The 20352-nt window shown below is 72.1% G+C and carries 17 protein-coding genes and 2 pseudogenes; 7 read left to right on the top strand and 12 right to left on the bottom strand.

Annotated features, from left to right (window positions below; translation table 11 throughout):
- Nucleotides 1-49 precede the first annotated feature (49 nt).
- The 3 genes from SSQG_RS31200 to SSQG_RS41550 are packed head-to-tail and all read right to left on the bottom strand — an operon-like array spanning nucleotide 50 to nucleotide 1787.
- Nucleotides 50-649: a D-glycero-alpha-D-manno-heptose-1,7-bisphosphate 7-phosphatase gene (locus tag SSQG_RS31200; RefSeq protein ID WP_039934018.1), complete on the bottom strand. Its 600-nt coding sequence runs from the start codon at nucleotides 647-649 to the stop codon at nucleotides 50-52.
- Entirely contained in the window at nucleotides 646-1644 is a 999-nt protein-coding gene (locus SSQG_RS31195) for a glycosyltransferase family 2 protein (RefSeq protein ID WP_003993938.1), read from the bottom strand. The genes SSQG_RS31200 and SSQG_RS31195 overlap by 4 nt, the downstream gene beginning before the upstream one ends.
- On the bottom strand, nucleotides 1641-1787 hold the full coding sequence (locus SSQG_RS41550) for a hypothetical protein (RefSeq protein WP_158681150.1): 147 nt from the start codon (nucleotides 1785-1787) through the stop codon (nucleotides 1641-1643). The genes SSQG_RS31195 and SSQG_RS41550 overlap by 4 nt, the downstream gene beginning before the upstream one ends.
- A gap of 265 nt (nucleotides 1788-2052) precedes the next feature.
- Here SSQG_RS41550 and SSQG_RS31190 point away from each other — a divergent pair, with 265 nt between their 5' ends.
- The 3 genes from SSQG_RS31190 to SSQG_RS31180 all read left to right on the top strand — a co-directional run bounded on the left by SSQG_RS31190 (nucleotide 2053) and on the right by SSQG_RS31180 (nucleotide 3935).
- Nucleotides 2053-2820 carry a polysaccharide deacetylase family protein gene (locus SSQG_RS31190; protein WP_003993937.1) on the top strand — a complete coding sequence of 256 codons (768 nt, stop codon included), beginning with the start codon at nucleotides 2053-2055 and terminating at the stop codon, nucleotides 2818-2820.
- A gap of 90 nt (nucleotides 2821-2910) precedes the next feature.
- A complete protein-coding gene (locus tag SSQG_RS31185; protein WP_003993936.1) occupies nucleotides 2911-3351 on the top strand; it encodes a hypothetical protein in 441 nt (146 codons plus the stop codon).
- Nucleotides 3348-3935: a class I SAM-dependent methyltransferase gene (locus SSQG_RS31180; protein WP_003993935.1), complete on the top strand. Its 588-nt coding sequence runs from the start codon at nucleotides 3348-3350 to the stop codon at nucleotides 3933-3935. The genes SSQG_RS31185 and SSQG_RS31180 overlap by 4 nt, the downstream gene beginning before the upstream one ends.
- A gap of 17 nt (nucleotides 3936-3952) precedes the next feature.
- Here the strand turns inward: SSQG_RS31180 and SSQG_RS31175 are convergent, their stop codons facing one another.
- The 5 genes from SSQG_RS31175 to SSQG_RS31155 all read right to left on the bottom strand — a co-directional run bounded on the left by SSQG_RS31175 (nucleotide 3953) and on the right by SSQG_RS31155 (nucleotide 10662).
- Nucleotides 3953-5104 (bottom strand): XdhC family protein, encoded by a 1152-nt coding sequence (locus SSQG_RS31175; RefSeq protein WP_003993934.1) that lies wholly within the window; start codon nucleotides 5102-5104, stop codon nucleotides 3953-3955.
- A gap of 48 nt (nucleotides 5105-5152) precedes the next feature.
- Nucleotides 5153-6610, bottom strand: coding sequence for an NCS2 family permease (locus SSQG_RS31170; protein ID WP_003993933.1), 1458 nt, complete (start codon nucleotides 6608-6610; stop codon nucleotides 5153-5155).
- A 205-nt stretch (nucleotides 6611-6815) separates the two neighbouring features.
- Complete coding sequence (gene pucD / locus SSQG_RS31165) at nucleotides 6816-9200, bottom strand: xanthine dehydrogenase subunit D (protein ID WP_003993932.1); 2385 nt, start codon at nucleotides 9198-9200, stop codon at nucleotides 6816-6818.
- Nucleotides 9200-9772 carry a (2Fe-2S)-binding protein gene (locus SSQG_RS31160; RefSeq protein ID WP_003993931.1) on the bottom strand — a complete coding sequence of 191 codons (573 nt, stop codon included), beginning with the start codon at nucleotides 9770-9772 and terminating at the stop codon, nucleotides 9200-9202. The genes pucD and SSQG_RS31160 overlap by 1 nt, the downstream gene beginning before the upstream one ends.
- On the bottom strand, nucleotides 9772-10662 hold the full coding sequence (locus tag SSQG_RS31155; protein WP_003993930.1) for an FAD binding domain-containing protein: 891 nt from the start codon (nucleotides 10660-10662) through the stop codon (nucleotides 9772-9774). The genes SSQG_RS31160 and SSQG_RS31155 overlap by 1 nt, the downstream gene beginning before the upstream one ends.
- 306 nt (nucleotides 10663-10968) lie before the next feature.
- Here SSQG_RS31155 and SSQG_RS31150 point away from each other — a divergent pair, with 306 nt between their 5' ends.
- From SSQG_RS31150 to SSQG_RS31140, 3 genes and pseudogenes are all read left to right on the top strand, one after another.
- Nucleotides 10969-12642 (top strand): PucR family transcriptional regulator, encoded by a 1674-nt coding sequence (locus tag SSQG_RS31150; RefSeq protein WP_003993928.1) that lies wholly within the window; start codon nucleotides 10969-10971, stop codon nucleotides 12640-12642.
- 138 nt (nucleotides 12643-12780) lie between these two features.
- On the top strand, nucleotides 12781-13560 hold the full coding sequence (locus SSQG_RS31145; protein ID WP_003993927.1) for a hypothetical protein: 780 nt from the start codon (nucleotides 12781-12783) through the stop codon (nucleotides 13558-13560).
- 273 nt (nucleotides 13561-13833) lie between these two features.
- A pseudogene (locus SSQG_RS31140) lies at nucleotides 13834-14694 on the top strand (DUF2637 domain-containing protein); the annotation flags it as partial.
- Between the two features lie 58 nt (nucleotides 14695-14752).
- Here SSQG_RS31140 and SSQG_RS31135 read toward each other — a convergent pair.
- Both SSQG_RS31135 and SSQG_RS31130 read right to left on the bottom strand, forming a co-directional pair.
- A complete protein-coding gene (locus SSQG_RS31135; RefSeq protein ID WP_003993925.1) occupies nucleotides 14753-15175 on the bottom strand; it encodes an ATP-binding protein in 423 nt (140 codons plus the stop codon).
- 487 nt (nucleotides 15176-15662) lie between these two features.
- On the bottom strand, nucleotides 15663-16286 hold the full coding sequence (locus tag SSQG_RS31130; protein ID WP_003993924.1) for a hypothetical protein: 624 nt from the start codon (nucleotides 16284-16286) through the stop codon (nucleotides 15663-15665).
- 232 nt (nucleotides 16287-16518) lie between these two features.
- Between SSQG_RS31130 and SSQG_RS44105 the strand changes: the two are divergent.
- Nucleotides 16519-17873 (top strand): annotated as a pseudogene (locus SSQG_RS44105) (helix-turn-helix domain-containing protein).
- An 11-nt stretch (nucleotides 17874-17884) separates the two neighbouring features.
- On the opposite strand, the gene SSQG_RS31120 reads toward SSQG_RS44105, so the two are convergent.
- Nucleotides 17885-19627, bottom strand: coding sequence for a pyruvate dehydrogenase (locus SSQG_RS31120; RefSeq protein ID WP_003993922.1), 1743 nt, complete (start codon nucleotides 19625-19627; stop codon nucleotides 17885-17887).
- A gap of 66 nt (nucleotides 19628-19693) precedes the next feature.
- On the bottom strand, nucleotides 19694-20352 hold a 659-nt coding region (locus SSQG_RS31115), incomplete at its 5' end, for a protein phosphatase 2C domain-containing protein (RefSeq protein ID WP_003993921.1).

The following is a 20352-nucleotide window of genomic DNA, read 5'->3' as shown; positions in this document are numbered from 1 at the left end:
CCGGCAAGCAGGATGTCGCCGGAGCCGGTGAGCCGGGTGACGAGGGGTCTCAGCTGACTCCGCCCGGGGCCGGGCCGGTCGCGTAGGCCTCCCGTATGGGACGTTCGTCGGCGAGGACGCGGCCCTTCGGCGGTCCGTCCAGTACGGCGCGGACAGCGGTCAGCAGGTCGGGTGCCACATGGTCCGCGCTCGCGGTCTCGTCGGGGCGGGTGCGCGCGGTGGGGACGAGGATGCCGTGGGCGCCGGCCCGGTGGGCGGCCTCCACGTCGGCGCCGATGTCGCCGATGACGACAAGGTCGGCGGGGCCGGTGCAGATCCGCCCGGCCGCCCACAGCACCATGCCGGGCTGTGGTGTGCGGCAGTGGCAACCCTCGTCGGGGCCGTGCGGGCACATGGCGAACACGTCGAAGGGGCCGAGGAGTTCGTCGACGCGGTGGTTGACGCGGCGGACGTCGGCCTCGGTGAGCAGTCCACGTGCGACGCCGGACTGGTTGGTGACGACGCCGGTGCGGATGCCGCGGGCGCGGAGCAGAGCGAGCGCCTCGCGGGCGCCCTCGACGGGGCGTACGCGGTCGGGGTCGGCGTTGTGGGGGACGTCCTCGACGAGCGTGCCGTCGCGGTCGAACAGCACGGCCTTGACCGGGCTCATCGCGCCATCTCCTGCCAGGGGGCGGCGTGACGGTGGCGCAGGGCGCCGGTCAGCCGGTGCCAGGTCGCGGCGGGCGGGATGAGCACGCTGGTCGCGAGCATGGTCGTCACCTCGTGGCGGGTGCGGGGGCCGGGAGTGATGCGGGCCCGGGCGAACTCGGCCGTGCCGGCCGCCCAGCCGAGCGCGCAGGCCGTGGCGGCCCGGCCGTGTCCGGTGGCGGCGAGGGCGCAGGCGGCGACGCCGGCGGTGGTGATCGCCGCGTGGGTGCGGATCCGGCCGCGTGGCGCGACTGCCTTGTCCCACCAGTCGGGTCCGTGCAGGTGCCGCATGAGGGCGTCGTCGGCGTTGCCGCGCTGCTGGCGCACGGACGCCCAGCGGGAGGCGGGGGGCACGGGGTGGCGGGTGGTGCGGCGGCCCTGCCGGATGCGCCAGCCCTCGTCGAGGACGCGCAGCGCGAGGTCGGCGTCCTCGCGGAAGGCGCGCCGGAACCGTTCGTCGAAACCGCCGACCTGCTTGAGGGCCTCCGTGCGGTAGGCCATGTCGGCGGTGATCCAGTGGGCCCGGGCGAGTCCGGCGGTGCCGCGCTCCCAGTCGGTGGGGCGGCGTTCGCCGGGCAGGGGGACGGCGATGACGCCCTGGACGCCCGCGATGTCGGGGGACGCCTCGGCGAGGTCCTCTGCCAGTTGCCCGCACCAGTGGGGTCCGACCTGGACGTCGTCGTCGAGGAACACGGTCCACGGTGCGGTCACGGCGCGCAGTCCGGTGTTGCGGGCGGCGGCGGGCCCACGACCGCCGCCGCCCAGCACCGTGGTGCGCTCCCGCAGATCGCCGAGGACGCTCAACGGGTGCTGCAGCCCGTCCGGTTCGGGGTCGGGCCGGTCGTCGACGAGGACGATCTCCTCGGGGCGCGGCCCGGTCGCGGCGGCCAGCGCCGCGAGGCAGTCGGCGAGGGTGTCCCGTACGAGGGTGGGGATCACGACGGCGTACGAGGTCATGCGGCGGTCCTCCCTCCCGCGAACGCCCTCCTCCGGCGGACCGCGTACGGCCCGATCTCCTCGGCGGCCGCCACCGTCCTGCCGTCGACCACGAGGGTGGCGGCAGGGTCATGGAAGAGGGCGTTGGTTCCGAGGATGCGCATGGGGGAGGTGCTCCGTCCCGGAGTCGGGTGGGGGACTTCGGTGCAGCCGAGTGCCGCGACGCAGCTGTCTCAAACACTTGGCGCCGACTACTGGGACATACACCCAATTGTCATGTCACGAGGCTCTCCCCGCACTCGCCCCACTCGCCGCACTCGCCGCTCCGCGCGCCCCGGCGCGAGTAGCCCGACGAAAGGGCCGAAAACACTATGAAGTGAGCGTATACACTCTGTGTATAGTCCCGGCATGCTTTCTCTGACCAAGAAGATGAAGAAAACGGGGATCGCGTTCCGAACGGCCGGGACGCTCGCGGTGACCGCCGCCTTGACCCTGGTGCTGAGCGGTTGCGCGGGGCCCGCGACCACGGCTCCGAGCGCCGTACGGGCCCGTGCGGCGGCGGACCTGCAAGCAGCCCGTTTCGGCACCGTCGACTGCCGTGAGGTCAAGTGCATCGCGCTGACCTTCGACGCCGGGCCGAGCGAGCACTCCGCACGCCTGCTGGACATCCTGAAGGAGAAGCAGGTCCCGGCGACCTTCTTCCTCCTCGGCAAGCGGCACATCGAGAAGTACCCGGAGCTGGTGCGGCGGATGGCCGACGAGGGCCACGAGGTGGCCAGCCACACCTGGGACCACAAGATCCTGACCCGGCTGAGACCCGAGGAGATACGCGAGGAGCTGGAACGCCCCAATCAGGAGATAGCACGCCTCACCGGCCGTCGCCCGACCCTGATGCGTCCGCCTCAGGGCCGCACCGACGCCACCGTGCACGAGATCTGCCGCGAACTCGGCCTCTCCGAGGTGCTGTGGAGCGTGACCGCGAAGGACTACACGACGACCGACTCGGACCTCATCACCCGCCGTGTCCTCGCCCAGGCGTCCCGGGACGGGATCATCCTGCTGCACGACATCTACGACGGCACCGTCCCGGCCGTTCCGGGCATCATCGACGCGCTCAAGGAACGCGGGTACGTGTTCGTGACGGTCCCACAACTCCTGGCCCCCGGGAAGGCGGAGCCGGGGAAGGTCTACCGGTAGGCGGGAGGCCAGTACCGCCCGGCCTGGGCCAACCGGGTGAGGCATGCACGGACCGGGCCTTGAACAGCGCGGATTTCCTACGATCGTGACGTGGTGAACTTCCTGCTCGAGCGTACGGTCCCGCTCCCCCTCGACGAGGCCTGGCGGCGGGTCACCCAGTGGCGTCGGCACGGCGAGGTGGTGCCGCTGACGACGGTCAGAGTGGTCCCGCCCGAACCGACCCGCCGCGGGACCCTCGTCGTGGCGCGCTCGGGCGTCGGCCCGCTGTCCTTCGACGACCCGATGGAAGTCACGGTGTGGCAGCCGCCGGAGGACGGGGCGCCAGGGCTGTGCCACCTGGAGAAACGGGGCCGGGTGGTGCTGGGCTGGGCGGAGCTGGAAGTGCGGCCGGGGCCCGGGGGCCGCAGCCGTGTGATCTGGCGGGAGGAGATCCGCCTCCGGCTGCTGCCGTCACTCTTCGACGGCGTCGTGCGGCGCTCTTCGCGGTATGTGTTCGGACGGGCGCTGAACCGCCTGCTCAGGTCACCGTGACGGCCGTCGGACGGGCCCGCTGGGAACAGCACTTCGCCTCCGGCCACGGCTTTCGCCGCGCCGACGAGCTCGAACTACGCCGGCTCACCGAGGCGGCCCCGCCCCACCCGGGCGCCCGGGCACTGGACGTGGGATGCGGCCTGGGCGCGTACGCGGCGGCCCTGGCGGGCCTCGGCTACCGCACTCTCGCCGTCGACCGGGCAGACGCGGCCGTGGCCGCGACACGCGACCGGTACGCGGACGCCGAGCCTCGACTACAGGTGCAACGCCTGGACTTCGAGGACGCTGCCGCGGTGGCCGCCGCGCTTCCGTCGGCGGCCTTCGACCTGATCACCATGCGGCTGGTCCTCGCCTTCATGGCGGACAAGCCGACCGTCGCACAGAGGGTGCGAGACCTCCTCGCACCCGGCGGAGCGTGGGTGGTGACGACACCGCTGGCATCCAACCTGCCCGAGGCCCGTCGGCACATCGGCCTGACCCGCGAGGACATCGGCATCCTGACCGAGGAGTGGCCCGAGGGCCGTTGGTACGACCTGGACGGCGCTCTGCGCTGCTTCGTGCTGCGTACCGGGACCAGGCCCTGAGGGCACGTCAGACCACGTCAGGCCACCGACCCGATCCGCCCCACCCCCCTCGACTCCGGCTCGTGGTGGATCGGGGTGTGGGCGCCGGTCAGTGAGGCCCCGCTGCCGCCGCGCCGGGCCGCGACGATCTCCGACGCGATCGACAGTGCCGTCTCCTCCGGTGTGCGGGCCCCGAGGTCCAGGCCGATCGGGGAGTGCAGGCGGCTCAACTCCAGTTCGGTGACGCCGACTTCGCGCAGGCGGATGTTGCGGTCCAGGTGGGTGCGCCGGGAGCCCATGGCGCCGACGTACGCCACCGGCAGCCGCAGGGCCAGTTTCAGCAGCGGCACGTCGAACTTGGCGTCGTGGGTCAGCACGCACAGGACCGTGCGGGCGTCGACGGCCGTGCGCTCCAGGTAGCGGTGGGGCCACTCGACGACGATCTCGTCGGCCTCGGGGAACCGCGTCCGGGTCGCGAACACGGGGCGTGCGTCGCACACCGTGACGTGGTGGCCGAGGAACTTGCCGACGCGGACCAGGGCCGACGCGAAGTCGATCGCGCCGAAGACGATCATGCGGGGCGGCGGGACCGAGGACTCGACCAGGACCGTGAGCGGTGCGCCGCAACGCGACCCCTGCTCTCCGATCTCCAGGGTGCCGGTGCGGCCGGCGTCCAGGAAGGCGCCCGCCTCGGCGGCGACCGTGCGGTCGAGTTCCGGATGGGCGCCGAAGCCGCCCTCGCGGGACCCGTCGGGTCGGACGAGCAGGGCCCGGCCCGTCAGTTCGCGCGGGCCCGACACGATCCGCGCCACCGCCGCCGTCTCCCCTTCGGCGGCGGCGGCGAGCACGGACGCGACCACCGGGCGGACCGGATCGGCGGCCCGTACCGGGGTGACCAGGATGTCGATGACGCCGCCGCAGGTCAGTCCCACGGCGAAGGCGTCGTCGTCGCTGTAGCCGAAGCGCTCCAGGACGGTCTCGCCGTCCCGCAGCGCCTGTTCGCACAGTTCGTAGACCGCGCCCTCGACGCAGCCTCCGGAGACCGATCCGATCGCCGTGCCCTCGGCGTCCACGGCGAGCGCGGCGCCGGGCTGCCGGGGCGCGCTGCCGCCGACGGCCACGACGGTGGCCACGGCGAAGTCACGGCCCTGCTCGACCCACCGGTTCAGCTCCTCGGCGATGTCCAGCATCTTTCTCGGTCTCCTTGAGGTCGCGAAGAGAGCCTGTGGCGAGGGGCGTCAGTGGACGCCCAGCCAGCTCTCGATCGGGTTGAGGGCGAAGTAGACGAGGAACACCGCCGCCAGTACCCACATGAAGGCGCCGATCTCGCGCACCTTGCCCTGGGCGGTCTTGATGGCCACGTAGGAGATGACGCCCGCGGCGACACCGGTGGTGATGGTGTACGTGAACGGCATCAGCACGACCGTCAGGAACACCGGGACGGCGGTGGCCCGGTCGGCCCAGTCCACGTGCCGGGCGTTCATCAGCATCATCGCGCCGATGACGACGAGGGCGGCGGACGCGACCTCCTGCGGCACGATCGCCGTGAGCGGCGTGAAGAACAGACAGGCCGCGAAGAACAGCCCGGTGACGACCGAGGCGAGGCCCGTGCGGGCGCCCTCGCCGACACCCGTCGCCGACTCGATGAACACCGTCTGGCCCGAGCCGCCCGACACCCCGCCGATCGCGCCGCCGGCGCCGTCGATGAACAGCGCCTTGGACAGGCCCGGCATCCGGCCCTTGTCGTCGGCGAGCTTCGCCTCGGTCCCGACGCCGATGATGGTCGCCATCGCGTCGAAGAACCCGGCCAGCACCAGCGTGAAGACGATCATGCCGACGGTCATCGCGCCGACCTCGCCCCAGCCGCCGAACTCCACGTCCCCGAAGAGCGAGAAGTCGGGCATGGACACCGCGCTGCCGTGCAGCTCGGGTGCGCCGGCCGCCCACTGCTTGGGGTCGGCGACACCGGCGGCGTTCAGGATCGCGGCCACGACCGTGCCGCTGACGATGCCGATGAGGATGGCGCCCGGGATGTTCCGGGCCTGGAGCATGAAGATCAGCAGCAGGGTGCCGGCGAAGAGCAGCACGGGCCAGCCGGCCAGTTCGCCCGCCGGGCCGAGCGTGACGGGGGTGGCCTTGCCCTGGTGCACGAAGCCGGACTTGTAGAAGCCGATGAGGGCGATGAACAGGCCGATGCCCATGGTGATGCCGTGCTTGAGCGCGAGCGGGATCGCGTTCATGATCATCTCGCGCAGGCCGGTGACGACCAGCAGCATGATGACGACGCCGTACACCACGCACATGCCCATCGCCTGCGGCCAGGTCATCTCGGGCACGACCTGGGAGGACAGCACTCCGGAGACGGACAGACCCGCGGCGAGGGCGAGGGGCACCTTGCCCACGAAGCCCATCAGCAGCGTGGTGAGGGCCGCCGCGAACGCGGTGGCGGTGATCAGGGCCTGCTGCGCGAGGGTGTCCCCGGCCGCGTCCCTGCCGGACAGGATCAGGGGGTTCAGCAGGAGGATGTACGCCATCGCCATGAAGGTCGTGACGCCGCCGCGCACCTCACGCGCGACCGTGGATCCTCTGAGGGATATGTGGAAGTACCGGTCGAGCCAGGACCGGCCGGCCGGGGCGCGGGTGCCTTCGCCCGCGTCTTCGGCTGTGGTCCTCGGCTCTACTGACTGCTGGGTCATGTGGGCCTGCTCCCAAGGTTCAAAGGGGCACCCGCGTCCTGCCTCGGCGCTCCGCGGGATTTGGGAAGGTGCTGCGGCCGCACGACCCGGGGGACGGCCCGAGACGAACGATTCGGTCGGTTTCCGGGAGCCGCGAGCGGTGCGGTTCCCGGCGCTCCGGGCGGCGCGGAGCGTGTGACGTTCCGTCGCGCCGCCCGGAGAGCTCTTACGCGGTGCCGGTCAGGTGCTCGGGGCGGACCGGCGTCCTGTTCAGCTCCAGGCCGGTCGCCGCGCGGATCGCCGCGAGGACCGCCGGAGTCGACGACAGGGTGGGTGCCTCGCCGATGCCGCGCAGCCCGTACGGGGCGTGCTCGTCGGCGAGTTCGAGGACGTCGACCGGGATGGTCGGCGTGTCGAGGATGGTCGGGATCAGGTAGTCGGTGAAGGACGGGTTCTTCACCTTCGCCGTCTTCGGGTCGACGACGATCTCCTCCATGACCGCCACGCCCAGGCCCTGTGTCGTGCCGCCCTGGATCTGGCCGAGCACGGACAGCGGGTTGAGCGCCTTGCCGACGTCCTGGGCGCAGGCCAGTTCGATGACCTTCACCAGGCCGAGCTCGGTGTCGACCTCGACGACGGCGCGGTGCGCGGCGAAGGAGTACTGGACGTGCCCGTTGCCCTGCCCGGTGCGCAGGTCGAAGGGCTCGGTCGGCCGGTGCCGCCACTCCTCCTCGACCTCGACGGTCTCGCCCTCCAGGACGTCGACCAGGTCGGCGAGGACCTCACCGCCGTCGGTGACGACCTTGCCGCCCTCCAGGAGCAGTTCGGCCGTCGCCCAGGCCGGGTGGTAGGAGCCGAACCTGCGGCGCCCGATCTCCAGGACCTTCTCGCGCACCAGCTCGCAGGCGTTCTTCACCGCGCCCCCGGTGACGTACGTCTGCCGGGAGGCGGAGGTCGAACCGGCGCTGCCCACCCGGGTGTCGGCCGGGTTGATGGTCACCTGCGCGACGCCCAGCTCGGTGCGGGCGATCTGCGCGTGGACCGTGACACCGCCCTGCCCGACCTCGGCCATGGCCGTGTGGACGGTGACGACGGGCTCACCCGCGACGACCTCCATCCGTACCTTCGCGGTCGAGTAGTCGTCGAAGCCCTCGGAGAAGCCGACGTTCTTGATGCCGACCGCGTAGCCGACCCCGCGTACGACGCCTTCGCCGTGCGTGGTGTTGGACAAGCCGCCCGGCAGCTGCCGTACGTCGGCGCCCTCGCTGGACTCCCACTGGCGCTCCGGCGGCATCGGCATCGCCTTGACGCGGCGCAGGAGTTCGGCGACCGGGGCCGGGGAGTCGACCCGCTGCCCGGTCGGCAGGAGGGTGCCCTGCTCCATGGCGTTGAGCCGGCGGAACTCCACCGGGTCCATGCCGAGTTCGGCGGCCAGCTTGTCCATCTGCGCCTCGTAGGCGAAGCACGCCTGGACCGCGCCGAAGCCGCGCATGGCGCCGCAGGGCGGGTTGTTGGTGTAGAGGGCGATGGCCTCGATGTCCACGTCGTCGATCACGTACGGCCCGACGGACAGCGAGGAGGCGTTGCCGACGACCGCCGGGGAGGCGGAGGCGTAGGCGCCGCCGTCCAGGACGATCCGGCACTTCATGTGGGTGAGCTTGCCGTCGCGCGTGGCTCCGTGCTCGTAGTGGAGCTTCGCGGGGTGGCGGTGGACGTGCCCGAAGAAGGACTCGAACCGGTTGTAGACGATCTTGACGGGCTTGCCCGTGCGCAGCGCCAGCAGGCAGGCGTGGATCTGCATCGACAGGTCCTCGCGGCCTCCGAACGCGCCGCCGACGCCGGACAGCGTCATGCGTACCTTGTCCTCGGGCAGTCCGAGCACGGGCGCGATCTGCCGCAGGTCGCTGTGCAGCCACTGGGTGGCGATGTAGAGGTGGACGCCGCCGTCCTCCTCGGGCACGGCGAGGCCGGACTCGGGGCCGAGGAAGGCCTGGTCCTGCATGCCGAAGGTGTACTCGCCCTCGACGATGACGTCGGCGCGCCGCCGGGCGGCCGCGACGTCGCCGCGGACGATCGGCTGGCGGTGCACGATGTTCGGGTGCGGGACGTGGCCGCTGTGGTGGTCGTCGCGGTTCTCGTGGACGAGGATCGCGTCCGGGGCGGTCGCGGAGGCCTCGTCGGTGATGACGGGCAGTTCGCGGTAGTCGACCTTGATCTTCGCGGCGGCGCGGCGGGCGGTCTCCGGGTGGTCGGCGGCGACGATCGCGACCGGCTCGCCGTGGTGGCGGACCTTGCCGTGGGCGAGGACCGGGGTGTCCTGGATCTCCAGGCCGTAGTTCTTCACGGCCGTCGGCAGGTCGTCGTACGTCAGCACGGCGTACACGCCCGGCAGCGCCAGGGCCTCGCTCGTGTCGATGGACACGATCTCGGCGTGCGCGACCGTCGACCGGAGGATCTGGCCCCAGAGCATGTCCTCGTGCCACATGTCCGAGGAGTACGCGAACTCACCGGTGACCTTGAGGGTGCCGTCCGGGCGGAGGGTCGACTCGCCGATGCCGCCCTTGGTCTGCGACCCCTGGGTGATCTTCGTAGGAGCGCCGTTGGCCGGCATCAGACCGCCCCTCCCTGCCGGGCGGCCGCGAGGCGGACCGCGTCCATGATCTTCTCGTAGCCGGTGCAGCGGCACAGGTTGCCCGAAAGGGCCTCGCGGATGTCCGCGTCGGTCGGGTCGGGGTTGCGCTCCAGCATCTCGTCGGCGGCGACCAGCAGACCCGGTGTGCAGAAGCCGCACTGGACCGCGCCGGCGTCGATGAACGCCTGCTGGATCGGGGCGAGCTCGGTGCCCTCGCCGGTCCGGGAGTCGGTGCCCTTGGCCTGCCACTGCCGCGATTCCTCAAGCGACGTACCGCAGCCACCGGTCCCGCAGGACCGCTGCCTGGCGTAGTCGGCGAGCCCCTCGACGGTGACCACCTCGCGGCCCTGAACCTGCCCGGCCGCCACCAGGCACGAGCACACCGGCACCCCGTCGAGCCGGACCGTGCACGAACCGCACTCGCCCTGCTCGCAGGCGTTCTTCGAGCCCGGAAGGCCCATTCGCTCCCTCAGCACGTACAGCAGGGACTCGCCCTCCCACACGTCGTCGGCTTCCTGCGGACGGCCGTTGACCGTGAAGTTGACGCGCATTACGCAGCTCCCTCGATGTTGCGGCGGGCCCCGCGGTAGGACTCCCAGGTCCAGGTCAGCGTGCGGCGGGCCATGACGCCGACCGCGTGCCGGCGGTAGCTCGCCGTGCCCCGGACGTCGTCGATGGGGTTGCAGGCGGCGGAGCACAGGTCGGCGAACTGCTGGGCGACCGAGGGGGTGACGATCTTCCCGTTGTCCCAGAAGCCGCCCTCCTCCAGAGCGGCGTTCAGGAACTCCTCGGCCGCCTCGGCCCGGATGGGGGTCGGCGCGGCGGAACCGATACCGGTCCGCACGGTCCGCGTCTCGGGATGCAGCGCGAGCCCGAAGGCGCACACGGCGATGACCATCGCGTTCCGGGTCCCCACCTTGGAGAACTGCTGCGGCCCGTCGGCCTTCTTCACGTGCACGGCGCGGATCAGCTCATCGGCCGCCAGCGCGTTGCGCTTCACGCCCTTGTAGAACTCGTCGATCGGGATACGGCGCGTCCCGCGCACCGACTCGACCTCCACCTCGGCGCCCGCGGCGAGCAGAGCGGGGTGGGCGTCGCCGGCCGGGGAGGCGGTGCCGAGGTTGCCGCCGACGCCGCCACGGTTGCGGATCTGCGGGGAGGCGACCGTGTGCGAGGCGAGGGCGAGACCCGGCAGTTCGGCGCGCAGGTTCTCCATGATCCTGGTGTAGGGCACCGAGGCGCCCAGCCGTACGCTCTCCTCGCCGACCTCCCACTCGCAGAGGTCACCGACGCGGTTCAGGTCCATGAGGTACTCGGGTCGGCGGTGGTCGAAGTTGATCTCGACCATCACGTCGGTGCCACCCGCAATCGGCACAGCGGTGGGGTGCTCGGCTTTCGCTGCGAGCGCCTCCTCCCAGCTGGCGGGGCGAAGGAAGTCCATGACCGGCTCTCTTCTTCGTCTTCTCGTGGGGCGTTCAGATTGAGCCAATCCGTGTGCGGCGGTCCCGGCTCGTTCATGTGCTGTTGACGCGTAGTGGCCTCAGTACACAGCGCGTTACTCCGACGGGGTCAGTCACGGAAACCATGAAGGAGTTGGCTGGCCAGGGCGGGCATCTTGTAGATTCATATGAACGGGGGCCCTCAGAAACCTCCTCGTTCTCCTGTGGAAACGCGCGACACAGCCGCGTGACCTGGAACACAGCCGGGGCAGGGTTTGATTTCGAGACAAAGAACGGCGGCGACGAGAATGCGGCTGCGCGCACTGCTGGACACGGACGCGCTGGGCCTCAAGCTGCTCGGCGGCGAGGACGAGCTGGACCGCACCGTGCGCGGGGTGATGACCACCGACCTCCGGGACCCCAGCCGCTATCTGTCGGGCGGTGAGCTGGTGCTCACCGGTCTGGCCTGGCGCCGGGACGCCGCGGACTCGGAGCCGTTCGTCCGGATCCTGGTGCAGGAGGGCGTGGTCGCGCTGGCGGCCGGTGAGGCCGAGCTGGGCGATGTGCCGGACGACCTGGTCGTCGCCTGCGCACGCCACCGTCTCCCGCTCTTCGCGGTGCACGAGTCGGTGGCCTTCGCGACCATCACCGAGCACGTCGTGCGGCAGGTCTCCGGGGAGCGCGCCGGCGACCTCGCGGCGGTGGTCGACCGGCACCGGCGGATGATGACCTCGGGTCCGGCCGGCGGCGGCCCCGACGTGGTCCTGGATCTGCTCGGCTCGGACCTGGACCTGCGGGCCTGGGTCCTCGCCCCCACCGGCCGGCTGATCGCGGGCTCGAAGGCCGCGGGCCCCGTGCCGCCCGCCGAGACCTGCGGACGGCTGGCGGCGGAACACCTGACCGCCACCCGCACCGGCCGCCGCGCCCCGCACCGCGTGCTCCTGGGCGGCAGCACCTACTCCCTGTTCCCGATCCGCTCGACGGGCCGCTCCGCGCAGACCGCCCGCGATGTCCGGGAGACCGTGCTGTCCGACTGGCTGCTGGCCGTCGAGGCGGACGCCGGGGACTGGGCGGAGGAGCGCCTGGACCTGCTGCACGGCGTCACGCAGCTGATCGCGGTCGAGCGGGACCGGAGGGACGCGGCCCGCACGGTCCGCCGCCGCCTCGCCCAGGAGGTCCTGGAACTGGTCCAGACGGGCGCGGCCCCCGCCGAGATCGCCGCCCGCCTGCGCGTGGCCGCCCCGGTGCTGCTGCCCGGCCTCGGCACGGCGCCGCAGTGGCAGGTGGTGGTGGCCCGCGTCGACTGGGACGGCTCGGACGTCGAGGGGGGACCGGTGGCCCAGGCCCTGCTGGAGGAGATCCTCGTCGACCCCCTGTCGGCGGGCCCCGAGCACTCGGACCGCATCGCCGTGGCCCACACGGGCGAGGAGGCCATCGCCCTCGTCCCGCTGCCCGCCGTCTCCACGGAACACGACGGCTCGGAGGCCGGCGTCCTCGCGGACGCGCTCCTGGAGTCCGTACGGGATCCCCTCACGGCGGGCCTCGACGACGACGGGCACCTGACCCTCGGGGTCAGCGCGGCCGTGCACTCCGCCGAGGGTCTGCGCGGCGCACTGGAGGAGGCCCGCCACGCGAGGCGCGTCGCCGCCGCCCGCCCCGGCCGGGTCTGCGCGGCGGGCCACCAGGAACTGGCCTCCCACGTCCTGCTCCTGCCCTTCGTCCCCGACGACGTCCGCCGTGCCTTCACGGCCCGTCTCCTGGACCCCCTGCGCGCCTACGACCGCCGCCACCGGGCCGAACTGATCCCCACCCTGGAGGCCTTCCTGGACTGCGACGGTTCCTGGACCCGCTGCGCCACCCGCCTGCACCTGCACGTCAACACCCTGCGCTACCGGGTGGGCCGCATCGAGCAGCTGACGGGCCGTGACCTGTCACGGCTGGAGGACAAGCTGGACTTCTTCCTGGCACTGCGGATGAGCTGACCCGCCCCGGCAACCGATCACGCCATGTGTCCCACGACTTTGTGAAATCCTTCACCCACCCCCTTGGCCCGGCACCGGGATTCGTGCTGAGATGCCGCCACCACTCAACAGCTCGATGGCGTGCTCGGGGAGGGCAACGTGGCGCATACCGCCATGTCTGGTAACGGAACGACCGCAGGTGACGATCCCCTCCAGACCGCGGTATGGCGGCTGCGCTCGCGCGCGTGCTGGGCAGACGCCGCCGCCCTGCTGGTACCGGCCACCCCAGCGGCGGCGCTGCAACGGGCCTCGCTGCTGGTGGAGCGGTGTCTGTATACCGAGCAGGGCTGGGAGGAGGCCGAGGACGCGCTGCGTACGGCCGAGGCGCTGGCCCACAGCGACGAGGAGCGGGGCGCGGCCGCTTGTGAACGCGGGTACTTGGCCTACGCGGCGACGTTGCTCGCGGTCCGTGACCGGGCCGACGAGGCGCGGGCGGCGCTGGGGAGGGCGGCGGCGCTGATCCCTCCGGGGGCTCCGCAGCGGGCGCTGCTGGACTTCCGCCGGGGGTTGCTCGCGGAGAACCTGACCCTGGCCCCGCAGGCGGCGCGGGCCGCGTATCGCCGCGCGCACGCGGGGGCGACGGCGCATCCCGATCCGTTGCTGCTGTCCTTCACGTGGCGTCACCTGGCCGGACTCGCCTTGCGGGACGGGGAGTTGGCGGAGGCGAGGCACGGTTTCGCGGAGTCGCTGCGGATCCGTGAGGAACTGGGCTATCTCGTGGGTACCGCCCCGGCGCTGGTGTCGCTGGCCGACACCGAGACCGAGCCGGAGGCGTCGCGGTTGCGGGAGGAGGCTCGGCGGCTGTTCCGGTTGCTCGGGGGTGTGCCGACCTGGCTGGCGCGGCAGTTGGCGCCGGTGCCGCCGGCCGCGACGGCCTGATACGAGGTACCGGCGTTGGTGCTGGGGGGCGTTGCGCAGCTCGGCGTAGCGGGGTGCCGCAGCGCCCACCCTCCCCCAAGCTCTCGGCTCCGCTCGAGCAGGGGGGACCCCCATCGCCCCAGCGGCACGACTGCCCGCAGCGGGGGGGTGCGACTGCCCGCAGCGGCCGACGCACGGAAGGGGCCGCGTCGGGGGGTGTCCGCCCGCAGCGGGCGGCGCGTGTAACGCCAGTCAGCCGGTAGGTGACCTGGTCGCGCCGTTCCGAGGACGGACATTCTGCTGTTCTGCTGCGCGGCCGTCGCCGCCGCACTCTCCTTCCACGGCCTGGTCGGCTTCGGCGAGCAGAACCTCGGGCTGTCCGACGGCTGGCAGTACCTCGTCCCGTTCGGCCTGGACGGCGCGGCGATGTTCTGCTCCGTGCTCGCGGTGCGCGAGGCCAGCCACGGTGACGCGGCGCTCGGCTCCCGGATACTGGTCTGGACGTTCGCGCTCGCCGCGGCCTGGTTCAACTGGGTGCACGCGCCCAGGGGGCTCGGCCACGCGGGCGCACCCCACTTCTTCGCGGGCATGTCGCTGTCGGCGGCGGTGCTCTTCGACCGCGCGCTGAAGCAGACCCGCCGCGCCGCCCTGCGGGAGCAGGGCCTGGTGCCGCGCCCGCTGCCGCAGATCCGTATCGTGCGCTGGCTGCGGGCCCCCCGGGAGACGTACAGGGCCTGGTCGCTGATGCTCCTCGAGGGTGTGCGCAGCCTCGACGAGGCGGTCGACGAGGTGCGCGACGACAAGCGCAAGAAGGACGAGGCCCGGCAGCGGCGCCGCGACCAGCAGCGCGTGGAGCGGGCCCAGCTGAAGGCGATCAGCCGGGGTCACCGCGGCTACCTCGGACGCGGTGGCGGCAATGGCGGTGGCCGGCAGCTGGAGGTGCAGGTGGAGCGCGGCTCCTCGCAGGTCTCAGCGGAGCCTGCCATATCCGGGCCGGAACAGCTGCCCGTACGCTCGCGTCCCTCCCTTCAGCCGGTCCGCAAAGGGACTGACCCCGTGACCGTCGACCTCACCGCGGAGGACGACACCATGGCGCTGCCGCGTCTGGACTCCCTGGAGCGCAAGCTCAAGGACCTGGAGCAGCAGTTCGGCTGACGGAGCGGTACACAGGACGGAAGGGGACGCGGCCCGTGGGCCGCGTCCCCTTCGCCGCTCACGCCGCTTCGGCCCCGAGTTCGAACCAGACGGCCTTTCCCACGCCGTGTGCCCTGACCCCCCAGGAGTCCGCGAGGGACTGGACCAGGAACAGGCCCCGGCCGTTCGTACCGTCGTCGGCGACCGGTACGCGCAGCCGGGGTCTGCGGGCCACGAAGTCCCGTACTTCCACCCGCAGTCCACGGGGTCCGACGGTGGCCGTCAGGACCGCGTCATGGTCGGTGTGGACGATGGCGTTGGTGACGAGTTCGCTGGTGAGCAGTTCCGCTACGTCGGATTGTCCGTGCTTCCCCCACTGTCCGAGCAGGTCCCGCAGTGCCTTACGGGCCTCCGGCACGGCCCGCAGGTCCGCTCGCCCGAGTCTGCGCCTCAGCTGCGGCGCCGCCACCTGCTCCGTGACGTCGTCGGCCTTGTCCTCCATGGTCTTCGCCGAGAAGGCCCCTATCGCTATGGGACCGCCTCCTCGTGCCTGCCTCTCCATGACCCCCGCCCGCGCGCCGATGTCGGTTCCCCTCCTGGTCGAACACGTTCACGGGGATCCATGCCCCATCGGGCACGCGGCAGTCATGTCGAATCGTCAACGACCGGGTGTTCGGCCACACGGACAGGGGCGGGGGGCCGGGCGGAACGGCTCCCCGCGGTACGGCGACGCAGGGCAGGGGGACAAGAGGGTAGCCGTTGCGCCTCCCGCTGTGGATCCTGACCGCCGGAGATCGGACGAACTGCCGATGTCCGTCTGCCGATCCTTCCGTACGCGGCCAGGGGACGGCGGGTCCGGTCGCGTGCGCGGTGATCCGGTGAAGTTGGCCGAAGTACGTCGGTCCCCCCTCCGGCACCGGCCGGTTTGGGCCGTCCTCCCGACCCCCGTGGCGGGAGGACGGCCCGGCCCTCTGGCGACGGCCGCTTCGTCAGTAGAGCTTGTTGACGGCGGTGGTCGTCGTCTTCTTGAAGGCGGCCACCGGGGCGTCGTCGAAGTCGCCCATCTGTCCCCACTCCACGACGGTGACGGTCCTGCCGTCCCGCCCGACGGAGAGCAGCGCGATGTCCGTGGCCCCCCAGGAGGTCTCGGTGTGCAGTCCGCGCACGCGGGCGCCCTCCTCGACCGGCAGCGAGCCGTAGTCCCGGCCCTCGGCCTCGATGTCGGGAGAGGACTCCTCGATGCGGTCGGCGCAGGTGCGGATCAGGTCGTCGTAGTGCTTCGCCAGGGCCTTGGCCTGGGCGGCCGTGCCCGTCACGACGGTCAACTGCACGGCGCTGGTGTCCAGGTCGGTTCGGAACTCCCGGTGCCGGTAGTCATAGGCGGGCACGCCCTCCGTGCTCACGCAGAAGCCGAGTTCCTCCGGGAACCCGTCGGTGACCGGCCCGGCGGTCCAGGACGACGTCGGGTGCGGCGGCAGCTGGGACGCCGACAGGAACGTGGGCGCGGCAGCCTTCGGCGCGGCGCCGGCGGCCGGTGCCGTGAGGACCGTGCCCGCCGCGAGGGCGGCGACGGTGAGTGCGGTGAGAGCGCTCGTTCGGATGCGCATGGACATGGGTGTTCCCCCGTGGACGAGTGCGTGGATGTGGATGCCGCGGCGAGGCCGGCTGGTCGGCCCGGGCCTGGTCGGTGCGACACCAAGAGCGTCAGCGGTCACGGCCGACGGGCGCAAGAACCTGCGGCCGGTCGGCCACCCTGGAACCATCCCAGCCCGTCTGACGTGCAGGTACAGGGATGCCTGGGATGCCGTCCCGGGCCGGGTCGGACCTTACGGGGGCGGGGGAAACGTGTCGGCACAGGAAGACGTGGACGACGTCGGGGAGTTCGCGGCGCTGCTGAGGGCGCTGAAGGAGCGCACGGACCGCAGCTACGGTTCGCTGGCTCGCCGTCTGGCCATGAACACCTCGACCCTGCACCGCTATTGCGCGGGTGACGCGGTCCCCCTCGACTTCGCGCCCGTGGAGCGTTTCGCGGCGCTGTGCGGAGCGACCCCGGAGGAACGCCTGGAACTTCACCGCCGCTGGCTCCTGGCAGTGGCGGCACGCCAGCGTCCACGAGCGGGCAAGACCGGGGCGATGCCGAGCGACGACGCCGCGGTCGAGACACCCCCCAGCACGACAAACGCCCCGGCGAACGAGACGACACCCAGCGCGAAAGACGGCCCGAGGGGCGCCCCGAACGGCCACCCGGCGGCCGCCGACGCCCCGCTCCCCCACCACCCCTGGTACCACCGCAGGCGGCTCGTCGTCGGTCTGGCCGCCGCTTGTGCGGTGCTCGCGACGCTCGGGAGCCTGTCCGCGCTGCCGGACGGGCGGCGTCCGTCCGACGACCGTGTCCGTACGGCCGGGCCGGCCGCCTCCGGCACGAGGAGGCCAAGGCACCGGAGCGGGACGCCCCCTCGCCCACCGCCCCGAGCAGCTCCCCCACGTCGAAGCGGCCCAGCCCCTCCGCCACCCCGAAGAAGAGGCCCGCCCCGGCGCCCTCCACCCGGGAGGCCACCCCGCCCACCGCCGGGAAGGCCCCCGCCACGCCCCTCACCTGGTCGGCCAACTCCCAGGCCTGGAAGTTCGGCTGCGGTCACGACTACGTCATCGGCAAGCCGCCCGAGCAGGTGCCGCCGCCCCCGGCCCCGCAGGACGCGGGAACCTGGGCGGCGACGCAGGACGCGGTGCACGGCGGGGAGACGATCGTGGAGCTGTCCGTGCAGGGGCGGACGGACACGGCCGTCGTGCTGGAGGCGCTGCGCGTGCGCGTGGTGGGGCGTACCGCGCCCGTGCGGGGCAACGCCTACGCCATGGACAACGGCTGCGGCGGTTCGCTCACCCCGCGCTACTTCGACGTGAACCTGGACAAGGACCGGCCGATCGCGCACGCGGTCCCCGGGAGCGACGAGGGCACCCCGATCCCGGCGGTGCAGATGCCATACCGCGTCTCCGCCCGGGATCCCGAGGTCCTGCTGGTCACCGCACGCACCGAGGGGTGCGACTGCCGCTGGTACCTGGAGCTGGACTGGTCCTCGCGGGGCCGAAGGGGCACGGTCCGCATCGACGACGCCGGCCGCCCTTTCCGGACCAGCGGCATCAAGGGGCTGCCCCGCTACGGGTACGACACCTCGGCCCGGCAGTGGGGGCCTTACAGCTGACCGCCCGGGCCTTACAGGCGGGGCACATTGCGCAGGTTGGAGCGGGCCATCTGGAGCATCCGGCCGACCCCGCCGTCCAGCACCATCTTGGAGGCGGACAGGGCGAACCCGGTCACCATCTCGGCCTTGATCTTCGGTGGGATGGACAGTGCGTTGGGGTCGGTGACGACGTCGACCAGGGCCGGGCCCTTGTGCTTGAAGGCGTCCTTCAGGGCCCCGGCGAGGTCCTTGGGCTTCTCCACGCGCACGCCGTGGGCACCGCAGGCCCGGGCGACGGCGGCGAAGTCGGGGTTCTTGTTCGCCGTGCCGTGGGACGGCAGCCCGGCGACCAGCATCTCCAGCTCGACCATGCCGAGCGAGGAGTTGTTGAAGAGGACGACCTTCACGGGCAGGTCGTACTGCACCAGGGTCAGGAAGTCACCCATCAGCATGGAGAATCCGCCGTCGCCGGACATCGACACGACCTGCCGCCCGCGGTCGGTGAACTGGGCGCCGATCGCCATGGGCAGCGCGTTCGCCATCGAGCCGTGGGAGAAGGAACCGATGACGCGGCGGCGGCCGTTGGGTGAGATGTAGCGGGCGGCCCAGACGTTGCACATGCCGGTGTCGACGGTGAACACGGCGTCGTCCGCGGCGATGTCGTCGAGCACGGACGCCACGTACTCGGGATGGATCGGCACGTGCTTGTCGACCTTGCGCGTGTACGCCTTCACCACCCCCTCCAGCGCGTCCGCGTGCTTCTTCAGCATGCGGTCGAGGAAGCGGTGGTTCTTCTTCTCCTTCACCCGGGGGATCAGACAGCGCAGCGTCTCCCGCACGTCGCCCCACACCGCGAGGTCCAGCTTCGAGCGGCGGCCGAGGTGTTCGGGCCGGACGTCGACCTGGATGATCTTCACGTCGTCGGGGAGGAAGGCGTTGTACGGGAAGTCGGTGCCGAGCAGGATCAGCAGGTCGCACTCGTGGGTGGCCTCGTACGCGGCGCCGTACCCGAGCAGCCCGCTCATCCCGACGTCGAAGGGGTTGTCGTACTGGATCCACTCCTTGCCGCGCAGGGCGTGCCCCACCGGGGACTTGATCTTCCCGGCGAACTCCATGACCTCGGCGTGCGCGCCGGCCGTGCCGCTGCCGCAGAAGAGGGTGACCTTGTCGGCGTCGTCGATCATCTCGACGAGCCGGTCGATCTCGGCGTCCCCGGGGCGGACCGTGGGCCGGGAGGTGACGAGGGCGGTCTCGGCGGCCTTCTCGGGGGCGGGCCGGTCGGCGACGTCACCGGGCAGAGTGACGACGCTGACGCCGCTGCGGCCGACGGCGTTCTGGATGGCGGTCTGCAGCAGCCGGGGCATCTGCTGCGGGCTGGAGATCATCTCGCTGTAGTGGCTGCACTCGGCGAACAGCCGGTCGGGGTGGGTCTCCTGGAAGTAGTTGAGACCGATCTCGCTGGACGGGATGTGCGAGGCGAGGGCGAGGACGGGCGCCATGGAGCGGTGGGCGTCGTACAGGCCGTTGATGAGGTGCAGGTTGCCGGGGCCGCAGGAGCCGGCGCAGGCGGCGAGCCGTCCGGTGATCTGTGCCTCCGCCCCGGCGGCGAAGGCGGCGGTCTCCTCGTGGCGGACGTGGATCCAGTCGATGGCGGAGTTGCGGCGGACGGCGTCGACGACGGGGTTGAGGCTGTCGCCGACGACTCCGTAGAGGCGTCTGACTCCGGCGCGGGTCAGGATGTCGACGAACTGTTCCGCGACGTTCTGTTTGGCCATGACTCTCGTCTGCCCCTTCGGTCTCCTGGGATCCCTCCGGGTTCCATCAAGTCACACGCTTCGCCGTCACGCCTCCCAGACGGCGGCGGCCGTACGGTCGTCCGCGTAACCCTTGACCCGCACCTGGGAGTCGGCGAGGAACGCGGCGAGGCCGGGCGGCTCGGGGCGGGACCAGCGGTCGGCCAGGTACTCGCCCAGTTCGGGTTCGCCGCGCAGGGGGTCGGCGAAGCCGGCGCTGCACATCAGCAGGGTGTCACCCGGGCGGGCGACGGAGGTGCGGAAACGGAAGGGTTCGCGGGGCGGTTCCGGGGCGGGCTCGTACGGGCTGGGCGGGGTCGGGATGCCCAGGTCCATGGTGAGCCGGTCGCCCTCGGGCGTCTCGGGGGGCGGCGATCCGAACCCCAGGACGGGTTCGCCCCTGACCTCGGTGACCTGCGGTTCGATGTCCTGCCACTCGCCTTCCCGCAGCCGGAACAGGCCACCCGGCCCGACGCCGAAGAAGACACGGGTACGGCATTCCGGGTCGGCGGACAACAGGAGGCAGCGCAGGCTCGCCGCGTACTCGTCGGGGTCGACGCCCTGTTCGGCGGCGCTGGCGCGGAGCTTGCCGAGACTGCGGTCGGTGAGGCGGTGCAGGCCCGACTTCAGGTCGCCGCGCCGGCCGGCCCTTATGTCCGCCACGAGCCGCGCGTGGCTGCGCCCGACGGCCCGCCCGATCCACTGAC

It is taken from the genome of Streptomyces viridochromogenes DSM 40736, assembly GCF_000158955.1.
Taxonomy (GTDB): Bacteria; Actinomycetota; Actinomycetes; order Streptomycetales; family Streptomycetaceae; genus Streptomyces; species Streptomyces venetus.
This window is presented reverse-complemented; position numbering and strand designations above follow the sequence as displayed.

Coding starts and splice junctions, on each gene's coding strand:
- SSQG_RS31200 (WP_039934018.1), bottom strand. CDS start 649: ATGAGCCCGGTCAAGGCCGTGCTGTTCGACCGCGACGGCACGCTCGTC.
- SSQG_RS31195 (WP_003993938.1), bottom strand. CDS start 1,644: ATGACCTCGTACGCCGTCGTGATCCCCACCCTCGTACGGGACACCCTC.
- SSQG_RS41550 (WP_158681150.1), bottom strand. CDS start 1,787: ATGCGCATCCTCGGAACCAACGCCCTCTTCCATGACCCTGCCGCCACC.
- SSQG_RS31190 (WP_003993937.1), top strand. CDS start 2,053: ATGAAGAAAACGGGGATCGCGTTCCGAACGGCCGGGACGCTCGCGGTG.
- SSQG_RS31175 (WP_003993934.1), bottom strand. CDS start 5,104: ATGCTGGACATCGCCGAGGAGCTGAACCGGTGGGTCGAGCAGGGCCGT.
- SSQG_RS31170 (WP_003993933.1), bottom strand. CDS start 6,610: ATGACCCAGCAGTCAGTAGAGCCGAGGACCACAGCCGAAGACGCGGGC.
- pucD (WP_003993932.1), bottom strand. CDS start 9,200: ATGCCGGCCAACGGCGCTCCTACGAAGATCACCCAGGGGTCGCAGACC.
- SSQG_RS31160 (WP_003993931.1), bottom strand. CDS start 9,772: ATGCGCGTCAACTTCACGGTCAACGGCCGTCCGCAGGAAGCCGACGAC.
- SSQG_RS31155 (WP_003993930.1), bottom strand. CDS start 10,662: ATGGACTTCCTTCGCCCCGCCAGCTGGGAGGAGGCGCTCGCAGCGAAA.
- SSQG_RS31150 (WP_003993928.1), top strand. CDS start 10,969: ATGCGGCTGCGCGCACTGCTGGACACGGACGCGCTGGGCCTCAAGCTG.
- SSQG_RS31135 (WP_003993925.1), bottom strand. CDS start 15,175: ATGGAGGACAAGGCCGACGACGTCACGGAGCAGGTGGCGGCGCCGCAG.
- SSQG_RS31130 (WP_003993924.1), bottom strand. CDS start 16,286: ATGTCCATGCGCATCCGAACGAGCGCTCTCACCGCACTCACCGTCGCC.
- SSQG_RS31120 (WP_003993922.1), bottom strand. CDS start 19,627: ATGGCCAAACAGAACGTCGCGGAACAGTTCGTCGACATCCTGACCCGC.